Below are 18907 nucleotides of genomic sequence, written 5' to 3'. Positions count from 1 at the left end.
TCGTCAACTCCTAGTTTAATGACTTCCACCATATCTTAACACTTTTATTTCCCAAATCATTTATTTTTCTGAATTGTTACTAATTTATTCACAAATCCTGTCAAGGAAAAAGTTTTACGAAAATTATAAATATTAATGATAATATTGTAAAAACTCCATATAATAAAAAAAAGCATCAGAGGTGATTTTCTTGAATGAAAAATCCTACACGGACTTAATGAAAATTGCTGCCATGAAACGTAACCAAAGGAAAGAGAATTACGTCCAGGACCTCTACATCGACATGCTTTTATCGGAAATCCAGCTTACGGTTGAACGTGAAAAATTGCTGCGAAAAATTGATTCAGCTATTGACCGCCGTGACAAGAAATCTTTTCTTCTTTTATCAAGCCAGTTAAAGGAAATAAACAAACGATTCGGAACGTAAAATGTTAAACTAGGCCGCCACAATTGGCGGTTTTTTTATGTATTATTAGAAAAGAGTAAAAGTGCCGATCATATCTGCATATCAGACGAGATCAAGCACCTTTAAATAAATCCCCGAAGTATTTATTCCAACGCCTTTACGATCTGCGAATGAAAATGGTTATACCCAAATTCCCAGACCTTTGTTGAAACACCCTCCGAAAGCCGTTATCCAATAAACAATTTCGAGCACGTGAATAACGATCATTACGGTCTAACAATCTCCCGCATGGATTTGCACTCCCGATAACTGTAGCCTGAACAATTCTACGGGAAGATCTTCTATTACGAGGGTTCCTTTCCCAAACCACGATAACAATATCTGGTCTCCTTTCATTTCTTCCATTACTCAATATAAGCACCACCTTTCACCTTTCTATATACAATGAAAGTGAACGACGGCTTGTCTAATGAAAACACATATTTATTAAAAAAAAGGGCTGAAAACGGTAAAGTTTTTTCAGCCTTGTTCGTGCTATTCTTTTCGATGTTCTATTTCATATTCCTCCAGCTTGGAAATACGATCCAGCATTGGCGGGTGGGTGTAGCGGAAAATTTTCACCAGCAAAGGCGGATTGACTTGACTTAAGCCGTTGCGGGTCAACTCCTGAAATGACGTGATGGCGGCATCCGTGTTTTTCGTCATCTTAATCGCATAAGTGTCAGCCCTTGTTTCCTCATAGCGGGAGACGAGGTTTGATAGTGGACTTGAAGCAAACAGCAGCATTGAAATAATCATGTAAAATAAAGGAAGAGACATTATATCCTTTGTGTCGGAAATTTTCAGTTCCTTTCCAAAGCGGGCAACAGCCCAATCCATTAGCCGGTAGGTTAAATACAACCCCAGAAGCGATAGCAGCAGGTAGCCTGCAATTCCCCAATATATATGCTTCTCCACATAATGCCCCATCTCATGAGCCATGATAAATAAGATTTGCTCATCTGACAGTTTATTTAAGGTAGTATCCCAGAGGACAATCCGGGCATTGGAACCAATTCCAGCGACATAGGCATTCATGGCATTTGTTTTTTCCGCCATATTTACCTCAAAGACATGCTCCGCAGGGATATGGGCCTGATTGGCCAGCGTCAGGATTTTAGTTTCTAACGCTTTGTCTTTCAAGGGGTAAAAGTCATTATATAAAGGGTCGATAAGCACAGGCTGAATAAACATCATAAATAAAGTGAAAGGAACCGATAACAGCCAGCCGTATAGCCACCATCGCTTTTGGCTTTTTCTCATAAGCCAATATAAAACAGGAACAATAATGAGCCATGTTACATAATTTAGCCAAAAATCAATTAGTTCGTCCTTCATCCAAGAAGGGAAGGTTTGCGTTGAAATATGATACGTTTTCGATAAGGAATAGCTGATATAGCTTAATGGCAATACCGCAATAGCGGCAAACAAGGATAACCAGAACAGGTAGACTGGGGTGTGCAGCAGTTTATGTTTCACCGAATCCTCAGCCCAGCGTTTGAATGCCTTCGACAAGCCAAATAAAAGAATAAGAAAATAAATCAGCCATTCGAGCGGAGTAGAGAGGAAAAACAGCAGATTTCTAATTTTCGAATATTCCTCACTCAAGCTAAGTTCTCTTCCATTTAAAAAAGTAGCCGGATCCGCCTTCGTTCCTTCATATTCAAACGGAAGCTTCGGGTCGGCAAATTGGAATAAATACCAATAAATGAATAAGCCATATAAAACAAAGGCCAAAACCGCATAGACCCCCATTTTTCTCGCCATGATTTGTCCCCCTTTGTGTACAACCCTCTATATTTAGTTTAGTTTAAAATGCTGGAAATAGAACTTCGTGTTTTTTTTCTTCTAAAATAGTTTCGGTCACGCAGAAACATCTGCGTGACCGAATTTAATAACTTGCTTATTTCCCTTTAAAAACCGGTTTCCTTTTCTCTCCAAATGCCTGAAGTGCCTCGATTCTGTCTTCTGTCGGGAGTGTCACCTCATATGCCTTGCGCTCAATTTGCAGCCCGGTGTTCAAATCAGTATTCATCCCTTGTTTAACGGCAAATTTTGCTTGCTGTAAAGCCACTGGACCATTAGCGAGGATTTGTGAGCAGAATGCGAGACTTTCAGCCAATAGCCGATTACCTTCTACCACTCTTGTCAAAATACCATAGTTAAAGGCTTCATCTGCCGTTAGCCTTCTAGCAGTTAAAATAAGCTCCAAAGCCTTCGCCTGCCCAATCAAGCGAGGCAGCCGCTGTGTTCCCCCTGCCCCCGGAATGATAGCAAGACTCGTTTCTGTCAGCCCCATCAAAGCATCGCTTGAAGCAAACCGAAAATCGCAAGCTAAAGCAAGCTCCATCCCGCCGCCAAAGGCAAATCCATTAATCACTGCAATGGTCGGCTGCGGCAGCTGGTCAATCGCATTAAAACATTCATTGATTTTAAATAAATTACGCTTTACCTGTTCATCCGTGAGGCTTTTGCGTTCTTTTAAATCGGCACCGACACTGAATGCCTTCTCCCCTGCACCAGTAATAACAACAACCCGTATATCCGGATTGACGCGTATTTCCTCAACTCTATTCTGCAATTCCACTAAAGAATCATAGTTAAAGGCATTCAGCGCATCTGCGCGATTAATCGTAACAACTGCTATTTGGTTGTTAACCTCAAGTAAAATGGACTTCATTTATCCTGCACCCCTTTCCCCTATTAAATTCGAAAAAGGCAAGCTAAAAGCCTGCCTTTTTCATTAAAAAATTTTAGTTCCCAACAGTTTGAGCTACCTGCGTCTTTAAAGCGCGTCTTAAGATTTTACCGGTCGTATTCTTTGGAAGTTCCTCTATAAAGACAACCGAAGATGGAACTTTATATTTGGCAAGATGCTCCTTGCAGTAGCTAATCATGTCCGCTTCCGTAAGCTCTCCTCTTTTACTTACAACATAAGCCTGTACCGCTTCTCCTTGGTTCAGGTCCGGAACTCCAAGCACCGCAACTTCCACAACATCAGGATGATTGTAGATGACTTCTTCTACCTCACGTGGATATACATTGTAGCCGCCAACGATAATCATATCCTTTTTACGGTCAACAATATAAAAATAGCCATCTTCATCCATTCTTGCCATATCGCCTGTATGAAGCCAGCCATCCTTAATGCTCGCTGCCGTTTCCTCCGGCATTTTATAATAGCCCTTCATTATGTTTGGACCACGGACAATCAGTTCGCCAACCGCGCCGACAGGAACCTCTTCGCCAAGTTCATCCACAACCTTGTTTTCCACATTAATGATGGAAGGTCCGATCGAACCAGCCTTGCGCGGACGATCAAGCGGGTTAAAACAGGTAACGGGAGAAGCCTCTGAAAGACCATAGCCTTCAGAAATGAGCACATCAAATTTCTTTTCGAAGTTTTCTAATAGGGCAACAGGCATTGCTGCACCGCCAGAAATGCAAAGACGTAATGAACTTAAGTCCTCAGGGCTCCCTTCCGGATATTGAAATAAGAAATTATACATCGTTGGTACACCCGCAAAAACAGTCGCCTTATATTCCTTCGCAAGATGAAAGATATCCTTTGGGCTAAATTTCGGAGCAATCAACAGTGTTGCTCCCTTTAACAGCGGGGCATTCAAAGCAACCGTTAAACAAAAGACGTGGAACATTGGTAAAGTTGTAATCACACGGTCGTCATCATTCATTTTCAAATACGTGCCGACATCACTGGCATTACTATACAAATTTTTGTGTGTCAGCATCGCCCCCTTTGGCTTACCTGTTGTACCTGAAGTATAAAGGATAATGGCAGTATCATCGTCATGAAGTTCAGGTCCTGCATAGTGAAAATCCCCGGAAGCCAAGATATCTGTAAACGATTTCATTTTCGGGTACACGGAAAGTCCTTCAACACCAGGCTGTGCCAATCCATTTTGCTCTGTTTCGCAAATAATATAGTGGGTCACTTTCGGAAGCATGTTATGAACTTTTTCTACTAATGGAATCATCTGATCTAGGCCGACAACCACTTTTACATCACCATTTTTCAGGATATAACCGATTTCATCAGCGGTATAAATCGGATTGACCGGAATAACTGTTGCTCCCAGGCGGAGTGCCCCGTACAACCCAATGACAAAATGCGGGGAATTCCCTAACAATAGTGCTATGTGGTCCCCTTGTTTTACCCCCAATTTTTCAAGACCTGAAGCAAACTTGGTAATCGCCCCATCCAGTTCAGCATATGTACTGGATTTGCCCATAAAGTGATAAGCAATTTTCCCGGCTGAACCTTTGGCAGTTTCATGGAGCTGTGACGATAGATTCATATTCTCTCTCCTCTCAAATGAATGAATATTCATTCATATATTTAGTAGCAATTTTCTAAATATATTATATTGCTAGAAATTTATCTATACAAGTATAATACTTAAAAATTTCAGAAAAAAATAAAAATGGGAAACGTTTTAAATTCCAACGCTTCCCACATCTGAAAATTAGTATATTAAGTTGATGAAATCTTCTTTGGAAACATTCCCAAAATAATACGTAGTATCCACATCTTCCAGCGCTCTTTCCATTTCACTTTTTTCATAACGAATCCCACTAAGCCGCTGTTCTATTTCACTGACATCGCCCACACCAAAAAAGTCACCATAAATTTTGCAATTGTCGATGAATCCTTTGTTCACTTCAAGCCGGACATCAATGGAACCGACCGGGAACCTGTGCGAGTGCTGTAAATTGAATTTGGGTGACCTTCCGTAATTCCACTCCCAGTTTTGATATCTTTCTTGGGAAAGCTGATTGATTTTTTGCCAGTCTTCCTCCGTTAACACATACTCAGGAACATCTTCCTGCCCTTCAAAAATAAATTTCAGGAGCAGGGAGCGGAATTCCTCAATACTAATTTTTTCAGATAAAAACTCAGAAATGTTCGCAACACGGCTGCGGACTGATTTGATTCCTTTTGATTCAATCTTATCCTTCTTCACCTTTAAGGCAGACGAAACGTTCTCCATTTCCGAATTCAAAAGCAACGTTCCATGGCTAAACATTCTCCCCTTAGTGGAGAATTGGGCATTCCCAGAAATCTTCCGTCCTTCCACTTCAATGTCATTACGGCCGCTTAGCTCGGCATTTACCCCTAACTTTCTTAAGGCCTCAATCACTGGTTCTGTGAATTTACGGAAATTATGAAAGCTTTCACCGTCATCCTTCGTGATAAAACTAAAGTTTAAATTCCCCAAATCATGATAAACTGCCCCGCCGCCTGATAAACGGCGAACCACATGGATTCCATTCTTCTCCACATATTCAGTATTAATTTCTTCAATCGTATTTTGATTTTTTCCAATGATGATGGATGGCTCGTTTATGTAAAATAGTAAATATGTTTCGTTAATATCAAGATTTTTCAATGCATACTCTTCAATCGCTAAGTTAATGCGTGGATCGGTAATACCTTTATTATCAATAAATAACATCTACCTTCTAATCCCCCTTAAAATTCAGTAGTTAGGAATTCTTCCGCGAGCTTTATTATACCAGTAAATTCAGTTGAAGCCTCATGAACTAAATCACTTATATTTCCGTAATGAGGCAGATGGGTAAGGATTAGTTGTTGAACTCCTGCCGCTCTGGCAAATCTACCCGCCTCTATACTGTTCATATGGCCTGCCGATTTGCCGTTTTGATGACCATAGAAGTTGCATTCGCATAACAGCACATCGGCATTGCTGCTAAACTGAACAAACTCGTCTTTAAAAGCGCTGTCTCCTGTATAAACCAATGATTTGCCCCCAGCTTCCAATCTCATCGCGTAGCAAGGAACAGGGTGGTCTGTTTTTAAAAAATTCACATGAAACGGACCTACAGAGAGAATTTCATTTGGTTCATAAGCAATTCCTTTCGTAATCGTTTTATAAGTTAATTTTGTGAATTCATAGTGATCAAAATGATGCCCATAAATCGGAAGGGTTGGGAATTGCTTTCCCAAGAACCCTTGAATAAGCCGTGCATGCTGAAGAACACCAATATCTGCAATATGATCGGGGTGATAATGAGAAAGAATGACGGCATCAAGCTGTTCTGGCTCAATAATATTTGGAAGCTTTGAAAGAACTCCGCTCCCACAATCGATTAATAGCCGGAACCCTTCGTGTTCAAGTAAATAGCCTGCACTTGCTGCATCCTTTTTCGGATAGCCGCCCCAACATCCGATAACTGTCAATTTCATGATATTTACCTCCAAATTTTCACGATACTTTTAATATGTACATAGTCTGCAGCCCTCTACTATATTCATACATGAAAAAACCAGCCGCATCAATAATAACGGCTGGTCTATCTTAGTTATTCATGTGCTAATTTAAATTGAGATTTTAGCCTCATCGCATAGTTGACAATTGACAATAAGCAGAAGCCAATCATAAAGCCTAATAAGATTAAGATGTTATCCCACATAAAGCTGAAATCACCACTTGAAATGACCGCTTTAAAGCCCTGTACCGAATAGGTCATCGGCAGGAAGGCACTAAAATACTGCAAGAAATTCGGAATCAATTCAAGCGGGAATGTACCTGCACTGGTTGTTAGTTGGAAAATCAAAATGATAATCGCAATAAAACGCCCCGCATCAGCAAGAACTGATACAAGCAGTTGAATTAACGCGATAAAAGTTAAACTAGTAATAATTGAGAACAAGATAAACTTTGGCGTACTTTGAACGTCAAGATTTAATCCAAACAGAAGGATTGCATCAGCAATTAACGCTTGGATTATTCCGATGCCTGCCATAATGGCAAATTTGCTTGCAAACCAAGTAAAACCGCTCGCAGGTTTGATGGCAGCATCCTTAATTGGGAAGACAATCGATAATAATAGGGCACCGACAAATAATCCTAGAGAAAGGAAGTATGGAGCAAACCCTGTCCCATAGTTTGGTACAGTGTTTAAACTTTCCTTATTCAGTTTTACTGGCTTTGCCATCATATCATAGGTCTTATTGTCTGTGTGAACCTTGGCAGCCTCATCGGAACCCTCTTTCAATTTATCAGCGAGCTCCTTGGCACCAGCAGACAGTTTGCCTGCTCCATCATTTAATTGGCCTGAACCATCTGCCAGCTGCCCTGTTCCAGAGGTAATTGCATCGGCACCAGAGGTTAATTGCTTCATTCCAGTCGAGAGACTGCCCGCACCGCCATTTAACTCATTGGAACCCAGATATAATTGATGAACCCCTGCCTGCAATTCCTGTTGGCCTTGGTTGATCGATCCGATTCCTGATAATAATTGATCAAAGTATGGATTTGTTTGGCTGGCAATTTTTTGCTCCAGGCCAGAAGTTGCTCCTGAAAGTTTACCAGTTAACTCTGTTTTAAACGTATCAAACCCCGCACCCAAATTCGAGGTCAGCTTGGCAGATACAATCGGCTTCATGATTGCCTTGATTTGGTCCTTTGTTTCAGCCTGAATGATTTGCTTTGCGTACTGTTCCGGAATACCGCTCGAAACTAGTGCCTTTGTTTGACTATCAATGATTGGCCCCATTATGTCTTGCACTTCAGCCGGAGTAAATTTCCCACTTGAGACTAGGCTTTGAGCTATTTGATTCATAGCTTGCTTTTGCTGATAAATTTGTCCGGCAGTCTGATCAGCCATTTGGTCAATTAATGATGTGGATAACTGGGATTTAAAACTGTCTATCCCTTTGTTTAACTCCACGACACTGCCGCTTAACTGGTGAATAATTTCTTTTGCAATTCCACCAGGAAGTTCCTGTTTCAATTGGGCAGCGCCAGCATAGGCCTCATTTGTTCCTGCAACAAGCTTTGGAAAATTGGAGTCCACCTCTGCTAACCCGGCGTTAAGCTTTGAGGAACCTTCCACAAGTTTACTTGCTCCTGCATCCGCTGTTTTCATGCCGTTATCAAATTCAATTGATTTATCCGCAAGTGTGGTGAGACCTTCGTAAAGGTCCTTCGCACCTTGATTTAATTCAACCGATCCATCGCTTAACTGGCCGGCCCCATCACTAGCCTGTTGAACTCCATCAGCTAGATCGGTTATTTTGGAAAAAATTGTTTCAGCATATGTCTCCGTTACCTGTTCAGAAACAGCTGTCTTAATTTTTTCTGCAGCCGTACCGCCAATTTGCGCTGACAGGAAATTATAGCCTTCGTTTGGTACATAGATTAATTTCAGCTTTTTCGGCTGGTCATCCATTAATGTGGTGGCATTTTTAGAAAAGTCTTTCGGTATCTCGATCAGCATATAATATTTTTGCTCTTTAAGCTTTTTATAGCCCTCACTTTTGCCAACCGATTCAAAGCCAAAATCCTTGCTTTTCTCTAGTTTTTGCACTAATTCATTACCAAGCTTAAGCTTTTCTCCGTCAAGAATTGCGCCATTATCTTCATTAACAATGGCAACAGGCAATTTGTCCAGTTTGGCGTATGGATCCCAAAATGCCCAAAGGAACATGCCAGCATATAACACCGGGACCAGCATGACAGCAATGATCGGGATTAAGATTTTTTTATTTTTAAGAATAGTTGATAGTTCAGCCTTTAATAGGTTTGATTTCAACTTTATCCTCCTCTCTATTATTGACCAATTCGTTCATTCAGTCATTTATGTTTTAAAAAGAAGGACTATCCAGCAGACAATCCTAAATGAATCACTCATAAAATGACCATATGAACATTTCAGTCATTAATCACTTAATGAGTATACTCCCATTTTAATTTATTGACAAGAAAAAATAAAAAAGAAGCTGGATAAACTGTTCAGCTTCCTTTTTGTTGTAAAAAATTAAGTACATGTTTAACGGCTGCTTCTCCTTGGTCGATACAATCCGGAACGCCGACACCACCATAAGAAGCTCCTGCTAAAAATACCCCTGGCAGTTCTTGTTTCATAGCTTCCAGAATGGAAGTGAGCCGCTGTTTGTGCCCGACCGTATATTGAGGCATCGAGTTTTTCCAACGAGAAATGACGGCAAAATCTGGACTCATGTTAATTTGCATGATTTTGTTTAAATCATCAAGTACTATTTTTACGATTTGGTCATCGGACAGATCTACTACGGTTTCATCCCCAGCCCTGCCTACATAACAGCGGAGCAAAACTTTTCCCTTTGGCGTTGAATGCTCCCATTTTTTATGTGTCCAGGTACAGGCTGTAATTGTATAATCACTGTTTCTAGAAACGACAAAGCCAGTCCCATCGATGTCTTCATTTATGGCCTCTTCCGGGAAGGCCAAGGCAACCGTGGCAACTGAAGTTGATGGAACATATTTTAACGGTTCAAAAAAACGATAATCAGAAAAAATGGCCTGCGTTACTTTATGGGGTGTAGCAGCAATAATACTATTGGCTGTCAAGCATTCCCCATTGTTCAAATAAACCTCATATTTATTATTTACCCGAGCAATGTTCTCCACGCGATGCCCTTTTAAGACCGAGTTGGCATCTAATTTTGCTTCAATTGCTTCAGCAAATGATTGCAGGCCTGTTTTAAAAGTGAGAAATCCTCCTTTTTTTGATTTCCCTTTATTCCCCTGCTGTTTTGGTTGTGATGAAGTTGACTTTTTCATCCCCAATATCAGGCTGCGATATTTCTGTTCCACCTCATAAAATTGCGGGAAAGTAGCCATCAAACTCATTTGGTCGATATCGCCTGCGTAAATTCCAGAAAGCAGCGGTTCAATTAAGTTCTCAACCACTTCATCACCCAGCCGTCTTCGAAAAAAATGGCCTAATGCTTGGTCTTTTCCGCTCTCAGAGCGCGGCAAAATAAAATCAGCCGCTGCCCTCAGCTTCCCTGAAACGGAAAATAAGCCCGTTGTCACAAATGGCCCGACTTCGGTCGGGATTCCCATGATCGACCCCCCCGGCATGGAATGGAGCCTTTCATTCACCAAAACATAGGATTTTCCGGTTGAGTTTGGAACTAATTGATCGTCTATCCCGACTTCCTTCGCCAGTCTGGTGATACTCGTTTTTCTAGCCAAGAAGGAATCTGGTCCTCTTTCAATGGTAAAACCATCTTTGACAACGGTCTGCATTTTTCCGCCGAGACGGTGCGATGCTTCAATAAGCTGGATCTCAAGAGGGAGATTTTTCTCTTTCACTTCTTTTTGAAGATAATAGGCTGCGGTCAAACCGGCAGCTCCCCCACCAATAATAATTACCTTCTTTTTTTCTTCTGCCACCTGACGTCACCTTCTTCAAATTAAATTTTCAAGTCCCTAATCTCTTAACTTCTTTAAGATGACGGTTGACAATATATCAATAAATTCTTCCTTTGCATTAGGCATTTCCGGGCGATAGTAGCTTACACCCAACTCACGGGTAACGGCCTTACATTCATAATCATTATCATATAGAACCTCAAGATGGTCCGAAACAAATCCAACCGGTGCATAGACGAATGCCTTATAGTGATGGGTATGATATAAATCTCTCGTTAAATCTTGAACATCAGGTCCTAACCATGGCTCTGGCGTATTTCCAGCACTTTGCCAGCCAATCACATAATTCTTTACTCCTGCTTCAGCAGCAATTAAATCCGCAGTTTCTTGCAGCTGTTTTGGATATGGATCACCAAACTGAAGTATTTTTTCCGGCAGACTATGAGCCGAAACGACCAGCACCGCATGATCCTTTTCTTCTTCAGGCATTTGTTCAAAAGTTTGTTTGAGCTTATCTGCCCAATAAGAAATAAACTTCGGTTCCTGATACCAGCTTTCAATCGTCTTTATCGTAAGTCCACCTAATTTTTCTGCCTCTTCAACCGCTCTGCCATTATAAGATTTTACACTGAAAGTTGAAAAATGCGGGGCAAGCACGATACTTACTGCCTCTTTGATACCGTCCTCATGCATCTGTTTAACGGCATCTTCAATAAATGGCTCAATATGTTTTAAGCCAAGATACATCTTAAATTCAACTTCATCCTGAACGTTATTTAAATAGGCTTCCAGATTTTCACCTTGTTCAAGGGTGATTTTTGCCAGAGGAGAAATCCCGCCAATCGCTTCATAGCGGTTACGAAGATCCTCAATCATTTCCGGGGTTGGTTTTCTTCCGTGCCGGATATGGGTATAGTATCTTTCCAGGTCGTCTGCATTGTAAGGGGTACCGTATGCCATCACTAGCAAGCCCATTTTCTTTTTCATCATCGTTTGCACCTCTTATGTAATTTTCCGTATTACTTTAATAATTAGGGATAGGGCCACAAGGCTTGTACAGTCTTAACCTGACATCCCTTATGGCCCTTTTTAACAACTCTTTTATTTTGCCAAAAATCTGCTCTTATTACCAATAAAAAGCTTAATTCAACAGGTTACCTTCCGTTTTTGGCTGTTGAATATTCATGGATAATTGCCGTAAGTTTTTTTAGGTTTTCCGGATTAACAGAAGGGAATACCCCATGGCCTAAATTAAAGATATATCCGCCTTGCTCCATTCCCTGATCTAAAATGGCTTTTGCCCTCTCTTCAATTACTTCCCATGGAGCCAGAAGGATCGCTGGGTCAAGATTTCCCTGTACCGTTTTATGGATCCCCATTTCCCGTGCTTGGCGGATTGGCAGACGCCAATCAAGACCAACAACATCCAGCGGCAGGTCATTCCACTCCAATGCTAAGTGGCTTGCGCCGACGCCGAACATGATTAATGGAACATTCTCTTCTCTTAATGAAGAAAAAATCCGGTTCATGATTGGTTTAATAAAATAACGGTAATCCTCCACATTTACCGCACCAACCCAAGAATCAAAAATTTGAATAGCGCGTGCTCCGGCTTTGATTTGTGCTTTTACGTATGTAATCACCATATCACCTAGTTTATCCATCAATGCAAACCAGGCCTTCGGCTCAGCGTACATAAACGCTTTTGTCTTATTATAGTTTTTTGAAGGGCCGCCTTCGATCATATAACTGGCAAGCGTAAATGGGGCACCTGAAAATCCGATTAACGGCACGGACAACTGTTCCTCTGTCAATAATTTAATCGTATCGATGACATAAGGAATATCTTCTTCAGGATTCAATTCCCCTAGTTTTTCCACATCTGCAAGCGAACGTATTGGATTGTCAATGACCGGACCAATGCCGCCTTTGATTTCCACATTCATCCCGATAGCCGGAAGCGGCGTCATGATATCCTTGTACAAGATCGCGGCATCAACGTTATATTGTTCAACAGGCAGGCGGGTGACATATGCACACAATTCCGGTTGATGAGTGATTTCAAATAGAGAGTACTTTTCTTTAATTTCACGGTATTCCGGCTGTGAACGTCCTGCTTGGCGCATGTACCAAACTGGAACATAATCCGTCTTCTCTCCCCTGGCTGCTTTTAAAAATGTTTCATTTATAGGTTTTGCCATAAAAATAAGTCCACCTTTCAAGACATTCTGTTAACCATTTTAATATATAGGACAAGATTTTAAAAACTTTCTTTCATACACAGTTGTCTTCACTATATCGATAATTTTCTCCTCTGCATAGCAAACGATTACTTTTGTCAAAAAAAAGTCATTTTTACGTTTGAAAATGAGTTTAAATAAGAAAATAGTTTTTGCATAAGCTATTACTTAAGATTTGTTTAAGGGGGATTTGAAAATGACCGTTTATATTACCAGCGGAACGCTCGATTTTTTAAAATCGATTAAAGCGAAATATCCCGCTGAGAAAATTATTACGATGAGCAGTGCAAATGGAGCATTATTATTCCATGAAACTGCCGGAAAAACTGTTTTTAATGAACCAAGGAAATATGAAGTCTTTGAATCAATCGGGGAAATGAGTGGCGAAGGGTTTGTCGTGATGAAAAATATTCCCGTTACACCTGAAGGCCACCCAATATTTGAACATCACTTAAAAAATCAGAGCAGGCAATTGGTGGGCATACCTGGTTTTATCGCCCTTCGCGGGCTCCGCCCCTTAGACTCAAATACATATGTAATTATGATCGTATGGACCGATGAAAAATCTTTTGAAAATTGGCATGTCACGAATTCATTCCTTGAAGGGGATAAAAATAATCCCGAGAATGATAATCTATTAAACATATTCGAAAGTTCACCCTATATCAGCAGCTATACAATTGAAGATTAGTCTCTCAAAAGGAATGGAGAATCTAAAGCCATTCCTTTTTCCTTTCCACGGTTAAAAATATTGTTTTTCCTCCCGCTCACCTCTTTTAAGCAATTTCATATTCTGTATTACATCCAGCCGGGCAGAAACCTATTATAAAAGGTCCATGGATGAAAGAAAGGGGGTTAATTTTATGCTCGTGGAGCTCACTGCTCTTCATTGGATATATGTCGTCTTTATAGCACTGATTATTGGTTTTATGGTCATGAGACGAGACACGACGATTGTCTGTATTGCCGGTATTTTCTTAATTGGTCTTATCGCCACAGGCAGTTTAAGTCATGCGATAAGCAGTATTTTTAATAGTTTCGCTTATGCGATAACAGAATTATTGTCCACCATCCTTGTCATCTCCATTATTGTGGCGATGAGCCATACGTTAACCACAACAGGGATCAATGATGTAATGATTTCACCTTTTCGAAAGCTGATTCGCAACCCAGCATTAGCATACTGGACAATTGGGGTTTTAATGATGGTCATTTCCTGGTTCTTTTGGCCTTCCCCTGCAGTAGCCCTGCTTGGTGCAGTTCTCCTTCCAGTAGCGATTAGAGCAGGCTTGCCAGCGCTAGGCGTAGCGAATGTCAACAAAGGAGTTTAATAATTGAAGAGTTTTAGAGGTTAATAATGAGGTAGGTTAAGAAGTTTACTTATAATTTACTTTTATTTGTTTATAAATTTCAACAATTAACCATCCTGCTAAACAACCATATTGAAATGATTCCCAGTCGACAATCATTAATTTTTACCCTCCTTAATCAATATACATTAAAATTTCCTTAATCACGTTTTTTCTTCGGCCTTTGGAGTATTCAAGCAAAAAATCTAAATATACGATTTCGATAAGCTTTTCCACATCAATGCCATGATTTGGCTTAAAGAAGGCTAAATCCTGTAGCAATACCTCTGCCCGTAGTACATCCTCCCTTTCAATTTTAACGAGTAACTTTGTTTGGCTCCTAGATGGAACAATTGGACGGTCATTTACTAATGGCAGCTCCTGCTTTCTTACATCTATTCTCGTATAAATAGCCCCGACATTTCCATCGTGATTCCGTACTTCATCTAAGAAATCTAAAAAGACATGCTGCGCTAATTCCGATTGTGTATATTCTTTATCAATACTTCTTTTTTGCAAGATATCATCGCACAACACATCAGCCCTAAAATATAGATCGTTAGGGACCATGATTTCAAATATTAATCTTTTGTCCTTTAAAAATGCATTAATAACTCGCCCAAAGAGACTTTTTTCTTCAAGTGCCATTAATTCCTGGTTGATCAGGTCATATTTACTGTATTTAACCTTAGTCACACCAATCACTCCATTAATTCATTGTGCAAAATCCTATGTGCAGCCTGTTTAATGCTGCGTAATCCCCACTCAACTTTTAATTCCACAATCTTATCGTAAACTTCTCTTTTTACCTTAGTTGATGCATAATTCCCTGTGTCTTTGTATGGAATTGGTTTACAATAGGATACATAAGGTCTTTCTGTTGCTGCTGAAAAAACTTCGGATAGGAATGAATCAATTTCTCCTTTATGCCCATTCTGGAGACTCATCCTTCCAATTCTGATTTTTTCTTCTTCAGTAACAGGGACCTTTATTTGATTTTTCTTATCACTGCGTTTTTTTCGCTCCACCGACTTATTGTGATCATCCAGTGTAAACAATTTTGTTTTTTGAAACATTGGGGTTAATGCACTCACTTCTTCTCACCTCCTTTCGATTTGGTGAGAAATAGTTGATATCCTAGTGACAGAATTCCAGAATTCCAAAATTCCATAAATTTATTGGTGGGGAGGAGGATTGTGTATATTAAGAATCCTTGATTTATTAGGTATCCCTTATTTAAATATTGAAAGATAATATTATTGGCCCCGGTCATCCTCCCCTAGCTCGCCCCTCATCGTCTTGAGGGAGGTTAACGTCATTTGTTAACAATAATTTTTCTAGACTTTATGTCTTTCTCGATTAACCGCTTAATGTAATCATTAAAATTTGGTACACTCTCAATACGTTCAATAAGTGGGATATCCTTTTCATTCGTAATGTTTAATGAAATGGTTTTTCGGATTTTGTTTTTGCTCATCTGGACCACCTCCTCTTTGTCTTATTAAAAGGTATGACCGCGATGACCGATTTATGATATGTTTGTACTAATAATTTTTTAAAGGAATGGGACAAATGAACGTAACCATCGAAATTCACTACATAGCAGATTCAAAGATATCGCAAATAGGCACATTCCCACTTAGAGGCAAGAAGCCCGAGAAGGTCGCGCTGGAATGGTGGAAGCAAATTAGGATAGAAATGTCTTATCATGCTAAATTAGAAAAAGTGATTATAAATGGTGAAGACATTACGCATCTGGTGGAGGAATTGGAACTAGAAGAGTGGAATATCGCCATGAATGATAACTGTCCCTTTTAACAAATTGCAAAATAGATTTGCCATTTTTGGTGAAACTGACTTAAATTGTACACAAATTTGTAAACTTTTTGAAACTTCCCCAAATATTTGGACGTACACATGATATAATTCTACTCGAATAGAAAAATAAGGGGGAAATTTGAAAGTGGGTACGTTTCTTACTGTAGTTGGTTTTTTAGGTTTTATTGTTTTATTCGTGATGGCCATTGTTGGTGCCATTAGAAAGACAGGAAAAGGCAAAAAGAGAATGCTTTATGCTGCTGGATGCTTTATTTTAATGATTATAGGTGTATCCGTTTCGCCGGATGCTAAAGAACCATCTAGTACAACAGCTAGTACAACGGTAAAATCGGAAAATAAAACTGACGATTCAACAAAACAAAAGGCTGCAGAAGAAGATAAAAAGAAGGAAGACGAACAGAAGAAGGCAAAAGCCGAGGCTGATGCAAAGAAAAAGGCTGAGGCTGAAGCAGCTAAAAAGAAAGCACAAGAAGAAGCTGCTGCTAAAAAGAAAGCTGAAGAGGAAGCTAAAAAAACTCCGCAACAAAAAATGCTTGAAAGCATATCCGGGTTAATTGGTGCCAAACAGGCATTTGATGCCGGCTCATATATTAAAGGAGACATTCCAGCTGGTGAATATGCATTTATTACATTCCCTGGAGGCGGCCAGTATTACGCTGAAAAGGATCCTGGTGGAAATATTATAGATAATGAAAACTTTGATAGTTTTGGATATGTTTACGTCCATGATGCAGGAAACTTAGAGACTCGAGGGGTTTTGATAAATATCAATGCATTTGGGACGTTAGGAGTAAACAGTGCAAAACAAATATATGAAACTTTAAATAAGGTGGAGAACTATAAAGACTCTGGATGGTATAAAGTAGGAGTAGACATACAACCAGGTCAATATGTTATTGAGAGTTATGGAGAAGGTTATGTCGCTGTCATGGCCGGTCCAGTTGGTAAGAGTGATATCGTAGATAACGAGAATTTTAATGGTCGTTATAGCGTAAATGTTAAGAACGGACAATATCTAAAAATTTCACGTGCAAAAATTGCTCAATAGTTGATAAGCCCCCTCTCAAGCGAGAAGGGGCTTTTCGCTTTAAAACATTCTTGCCCAGGTGATCGGGCCAACACGGCCATCAACTTCTAATCCATGGCGTGATTGATAGGACCTCACATATCTATCTGTTATCTTACCGAATTTCCCGTCTACTTCACTTTCCAGCATTCCTGATGCTCGTTGGATTCTTTCAACGTCCTTCCCTGTCATAAGAGGCTTTCCCTTTTCATAATAAAATACTCGGCCCGGATAAGGTACGATTGAATCCATATTAGGTTTTGTTTGTACCGGTTGTGGTTTTTGCTTTGGTTCCTGTACGGCTTTGACTTCTGTAACTACCTCAACTTTTATAGAACCACCTGTAAACCACTCAAGAGGCTTATCGCTGATAATCGTATTTACATCCAAATTGCCATCATAGCCAGGCAAACGGCCAACGCTGGTATACTGCCAAATATCACAAGAAAAGTCTGGCTTTACTTGTGGTTCTCCGTTATTGGTACCATAACGTGGGATCCAAACGGCATCCGCTTCCGATAAATCAAGATTAAAAGACTTATAGAGATGGTGGGCAATATACACACCGACTTTTCGCGCGCCCAGCTCTCTCAGTTTCCGGATATAAGCCGACACGCCGCCGCGCATGTCGTTCATGGTCCTTTCCTCTACATCGAGCCACCAAACCTCTGGATTAAGGTCTTTCGTGCGATTATAGAAGTCGGTTGCTTCCACTTCCATATCAGCATTACTAACGCCCCTGACCCATGCGTAAGCGTTCGTAGGTACGCCGCGTTTCTTGAATTCTGCATGATGGGTTTGGTAATGCTTATCCACCGTTTTAGAACCGTATTGGGTCCGAATGATAACTAGGTCTACTTCTTTTGCTAGAGCGTCATAATTAATCTTTTCCGGTTGTTGGTGGTGTGAAATATCAAGGAGTTTAGCCATTATTTACCCTCTCCTTTATCAAAGCTTTTTAATTTCTCAGTAACTTCACTTGGTAGCTCTACTTTGATTGCCCTTAAATTCTCCGTGATGCTGCCGCCTTCTTTGTAAATGAATAGTCCTAAAGTAAAGCCCGTTAGGTAAAAATTTAGACCAAGAATAATATCTAAACCTAATACAAAAACAATTCCCACAAGCTCTCCGATCCAGCGAATAATACCATCACGCATAACCCGTGATTGATAAGGAGAAACACCTTTCCATGTTTTAAGTAAGCCTGATATAAAGTCTAAAACTTTGACTAGGAAATAAAAAACAATCATAGACTTAATTAATTTCGGCAATAAATCAAGTAAATGTAATTCCATCTCACACCGTCCCTGTTCAAAATAAAAAGAGCCCGAATTCAGGCTCTTTACTGTGTTATTAAATCTTCTCTACCTTGAGAAATTAAATAAGCGTCAATGCCCTCTTTCAGGTCTGGGCGCTTAGAAATCACATAATCATAGGTGTAAGCTCCATCAATGATTCTTTGCCCCATGTATGCCGCCATCACATCATACCTCCAAGAATTAAGTCGTCTATAGCTTGTTGCATGAGGTCTTGCCGGACTTTTAACTCGGCAATATGATCTACTTTTTCAACCTTGTACTTCTCCCTTTGGTCTAAGGTCCTTGCTTCCTCTATTGTGGCCGGTATTTCTGTCTCGTTATCTAACAAAACATGTTTTTGGTCAAAACCGGAAATACTGCCATTGTCAAAGGTTAATTGGGTATCAGTTAATTTTGGATTATTAATTCCTTCAAGGACGGTTGCATAGGTACCGTCCTTTTTATAGATTGCTACTTTCATCTTTT

Annotated in this window: 20 protein-coding genes and 1 pseudogene; 5 read left to right on the top strand and 16 right to left on the bottom strand. The window is 40.1% G+C overall.

Annotated elements, in window-relative coordinates; all coding sequences use genetic code 11:
* The first annotated feature begins 190 nt into the window (after positions 1-190).
* Complete coding sequence (locus tag ACZ5AE_RS08020; protein WP_464571128.1) at positions 191-427, top strand: IDEAL domain-containing protein; 237 nt, start codon at positions 191-193, stop codon at positions 425-427.
* A 513-nt stretch (positions 428-940) separates the two neighbouring features.
* On the opposite strand, the gene ACZ5AE_RS08015 is transcribed toward ACZ5AE_RS08020, so the two are convergent.
* The 9 genes from ACZ5AE_RS08015 to hemE form a co-directional block, all read right to left on the bottom strand.
* Complete coding sequence (locus tag ACZ5AE_RS08015; RefSeq protein WP_464571126.1) at positions 941-2212, bottom strand: M48 family metallopeptidase; 1272 nt, start codon at positions 2210-2212, stop codon at positions 941-943.
* Between the two features lie 136 nt (positions 2213-2348).
* A complete protein-coding gene (locus ACZ5AE_RS08010) occupies positions 2349-3125 on the bottom strand; it encodes an enoyl-CoA hydratase-related protein (protein WP_464571124.1) in 777 nt (258 codons plus the stop codon).
* A gap of 73 nt (positions 3126-3198) precedes the next feature.
* Positions 3199-4761 (bottom strand): fatty acid--CoA ligase family protein, encoded by a 1563-nt coding sequence (locus tag ACZ5AE_RS08005; RefSeq protein WP_464571122.1) that lies wholly within the window; start codon positions 4759-4761, stop codon positions 3199-3201.
* A 168-nt stretch (positions 4762-4929) separates the two neighbouring features.
* Complete coding sequence (locus tag ACZ5AE_RS08000; RefSeq protein WP_464571120.1) at positions 4930-5919, bottom strand: lipoate--protein ligase; 990 nt, start codon at positions 5917-5919, stop codon at positions 4930-4932.
* 17 nt (positions 5920-5936) lie between these two features.
* Positions 5937-6671 carry an MBL fold metallo-hydrolase gene (locus ACZ5AE_RS07995; RefSeq protein ID WP_464571118.1) on the bottom strand — a complete coding sequence of 245 codons (735 nt, stop codon included), beginning with the start codon at positions 6669-6671 and terminating at the stop codon, positions 5937-5939.
* Positions 6672-6787: 116 nt separating this feature from the next.
* On the bottom strand, positions 6788-9022 hold the full coding sequence (locus ACZ5AE_RS07990) for a YhgE/Pip family protein (RefSeq protein ID WP_464571116.1): 2235 nt from the start codon (positions 9020-9022) through the stop codon (positions 6788-6790).
* Positions 9023-9222: 200 nt separating this feature from the next.
* Complete coding sequence (hemY, locus tag ACZ5AE_RS07985) at positions 9223-10650, bottom strand: protoporphyrinogen oxidase (RefSeq protein ID WP_464571114.1); 1428 nt, start codon at positions 10648-10650, stop codon at positions 9223-9225.
* A gap of 36 nt (positions 10651-10686) precedes the next feature.
* Positions 10687-11619, bottom strand: coding sequence for a ferrochelatase (gene hemH / locus ACZ5AE_RS07980; protein ID WP_464571112.1), 933 nt, complete (start codon positions 11617-11619; stop codon positions 10687-10689).
* A gap of 164 nt (positions 11620-11783) precedes the next feature.
* Positions 11784-12830 (bottom strand): uroporphyrinogen decarboxylase, encoded by a 1047-nt coding sequence (hemE, locus tag ACZ5AE_RS07975; protein ID WP_464571110.1) that lies wholly within the window; start codon positions 12828-12830, stop codon positions 11784-11786.
* 235 nt (positions 12831-13065) lie between these two features.
* Here hemE and ACZ5AE_RS07970 point away from each other — a divergent pair, with 235 nt between their 5' ends.
* Both ACZ5AE_RS07970 and ACZ5AE_RS07965 read left to right on the top strand, forming a co-directional pair.
* Positions 13066-13560, top strand: coding sequence for an antibiotic biosynthesis monooxygenase family protein (locus ACZ5AE_RS07970; RefSeq protein WP_464571108.1), 495 nt, complete (start codon positions 13066-13068; stop codon positions 13558-13560).
* A gap of 97 nt (positions 13561-13657) precedes the next feature.
* A pseudogene (locus tag ACZ5AE_RS07965) lies at positions 13658-14179 on the top strand (TRAP transporter large permease subunit); the annotation flags it as partial.
* Positions 14180-14353: 174 nt separating this feature from the next.
* Here the strand turns inward: ACZ5AE_RS07965 and ACZ5AE_RS07960 are convergent.
* The 3 genes from ACZ5AE_RS07960 to ACZ5AE_RS07950 all read right to left on the bottom strand — a co-directional run bounded on the left by ACZ5AE_RS07960 (position 14354) and on the right by ACZ5AE_RS07950 (position 15695).
* The gene (locus ACZ5AE_RS07960) at positions 14354-14914 is read right to left on the bottom strand and encodes a hypothetical protein (RefSeq protein WP_464571106.1); all 561 of its coding nucleotides are present in this window, start codon (positions 14912-14914) and stop codon (positions 14354-14356) included.
* A 5-nt stretch (positions 14915-14919) separates the two neighbouring features.
* A complete protein-coding gene (locus tag ACZ5AE_RS07955) occupies positions 14920-15312 on the bottom strand; it encodes a hypothetical protein (RefSeq protein ID WP_464571104.1) in 393 nt (130 codons plus the stop codon).
* 221 nt (positions 15313-15533) lie between these two features.
* Positions 15534-15695 carry a hypothetical protein gene (locus tag ACZ5AE_RS07950; RefSeq protein ID WP_464571102.1) on the bottom strand — a complete coding sequence of 54 codons (162 nt, stop codon included), beginning with the start codon at positions 15693-15695 and terminating at the stop codon, positions 15534-15536.
* A gap of 95 nt (positions 15696-15790) precedes the next feature.
* Between ACZ5AE_RS07950 and ACZ5AE_RS07945 the strand changes: the two genes are divergently transcribed.
* Entirely contained in the window at positions 15791-16036 is a 246-nt protein-coding gene (locus ACZ5AE_RS07945; protein WP_464571100.1) for a hypothetical protein, read from the top strand.
* Positions 16037-16181: 145 nt separating this feature from the next.
* Positions 16182-17105, top strand: a complete 924-nt coding sequence (locus ACZ5AE_RS07940) for a hypothetical protein (protein WP_464571098.1) — start codon at positions 16182-16184, stop codon at positions 17103-17105.
* 39 nt (positions 17106-17144) lie between these two features.
* On the opposite strand, the gene ACZ5AE_RS07935 is transcribed toward ACZ5AE_RS07940, so the two are convergent.
* Genes ACZ5AE_RS07935 through ACZ5AE_RS07920 form a run of 4 tightly spaced genes read right to left on the bottom strand, consistent with a single transcriptional unit; the run spans position 17145 to position 18902 of the window.
* Positions 17145-18053, bottom strand: coding sequence for a GH25 family lysozyme (locus ACZ5AE_RS07935; RefSeq protein ID WP_464571096.1), 909 nt, complete (start codon positions 18051-18053; stop codon positions 17145-17147).
* Positions 18053-18418 (bottom strand): phage holin family protein, encoded by a 366-nt coding sequence (locus ACZ5AE_RS07930; RefSeq protein ID WP_464571094.1) that lies wholly within the window; start codon positions 18416-18418, stop codon positions 18053-18055. Before ACZ5AE_RS07930 ends, ACZ5AE_RS07935 begins: the two co-directional genes overlap by 1 nt.
* A 47-nt stretch (positions 18419-18465) precedes the next feature.
* Positions 18466-18603: a hypothetical protein gene (locus ACZ5AE_RS07925; protein WP_464571092.1), complete on the bottom strand. Its 138-nt coding sequence runs from the start codon at positions 18601-18603 to the stop codon at positions 18466-18468.
* Positions 18603-18902 (bottom strand): hypothetical protein, encoded by a 300-nt coding sequence (locus ACZ5AE_RS07920; RefSeq protein WP_464571090.1) that lies wholly within the window; start codon positions 18900-18902, stop codon positions 18603-18605. Before ACZ5AE_RS07920 ends, ACZ5AE_RS07925 begins: the two co-directional genes overlap by 1 nt.
* Positions 18903-18907: the final 5 nt, after the last annotated feature.

The organism is Neobacillus sp. S1227 (assembly GCF_055385255.1).
Note: the sequence above shows the minus strand (reverse complement) of the source record. Positions and strands in the feature narration are given on the sequence as shown.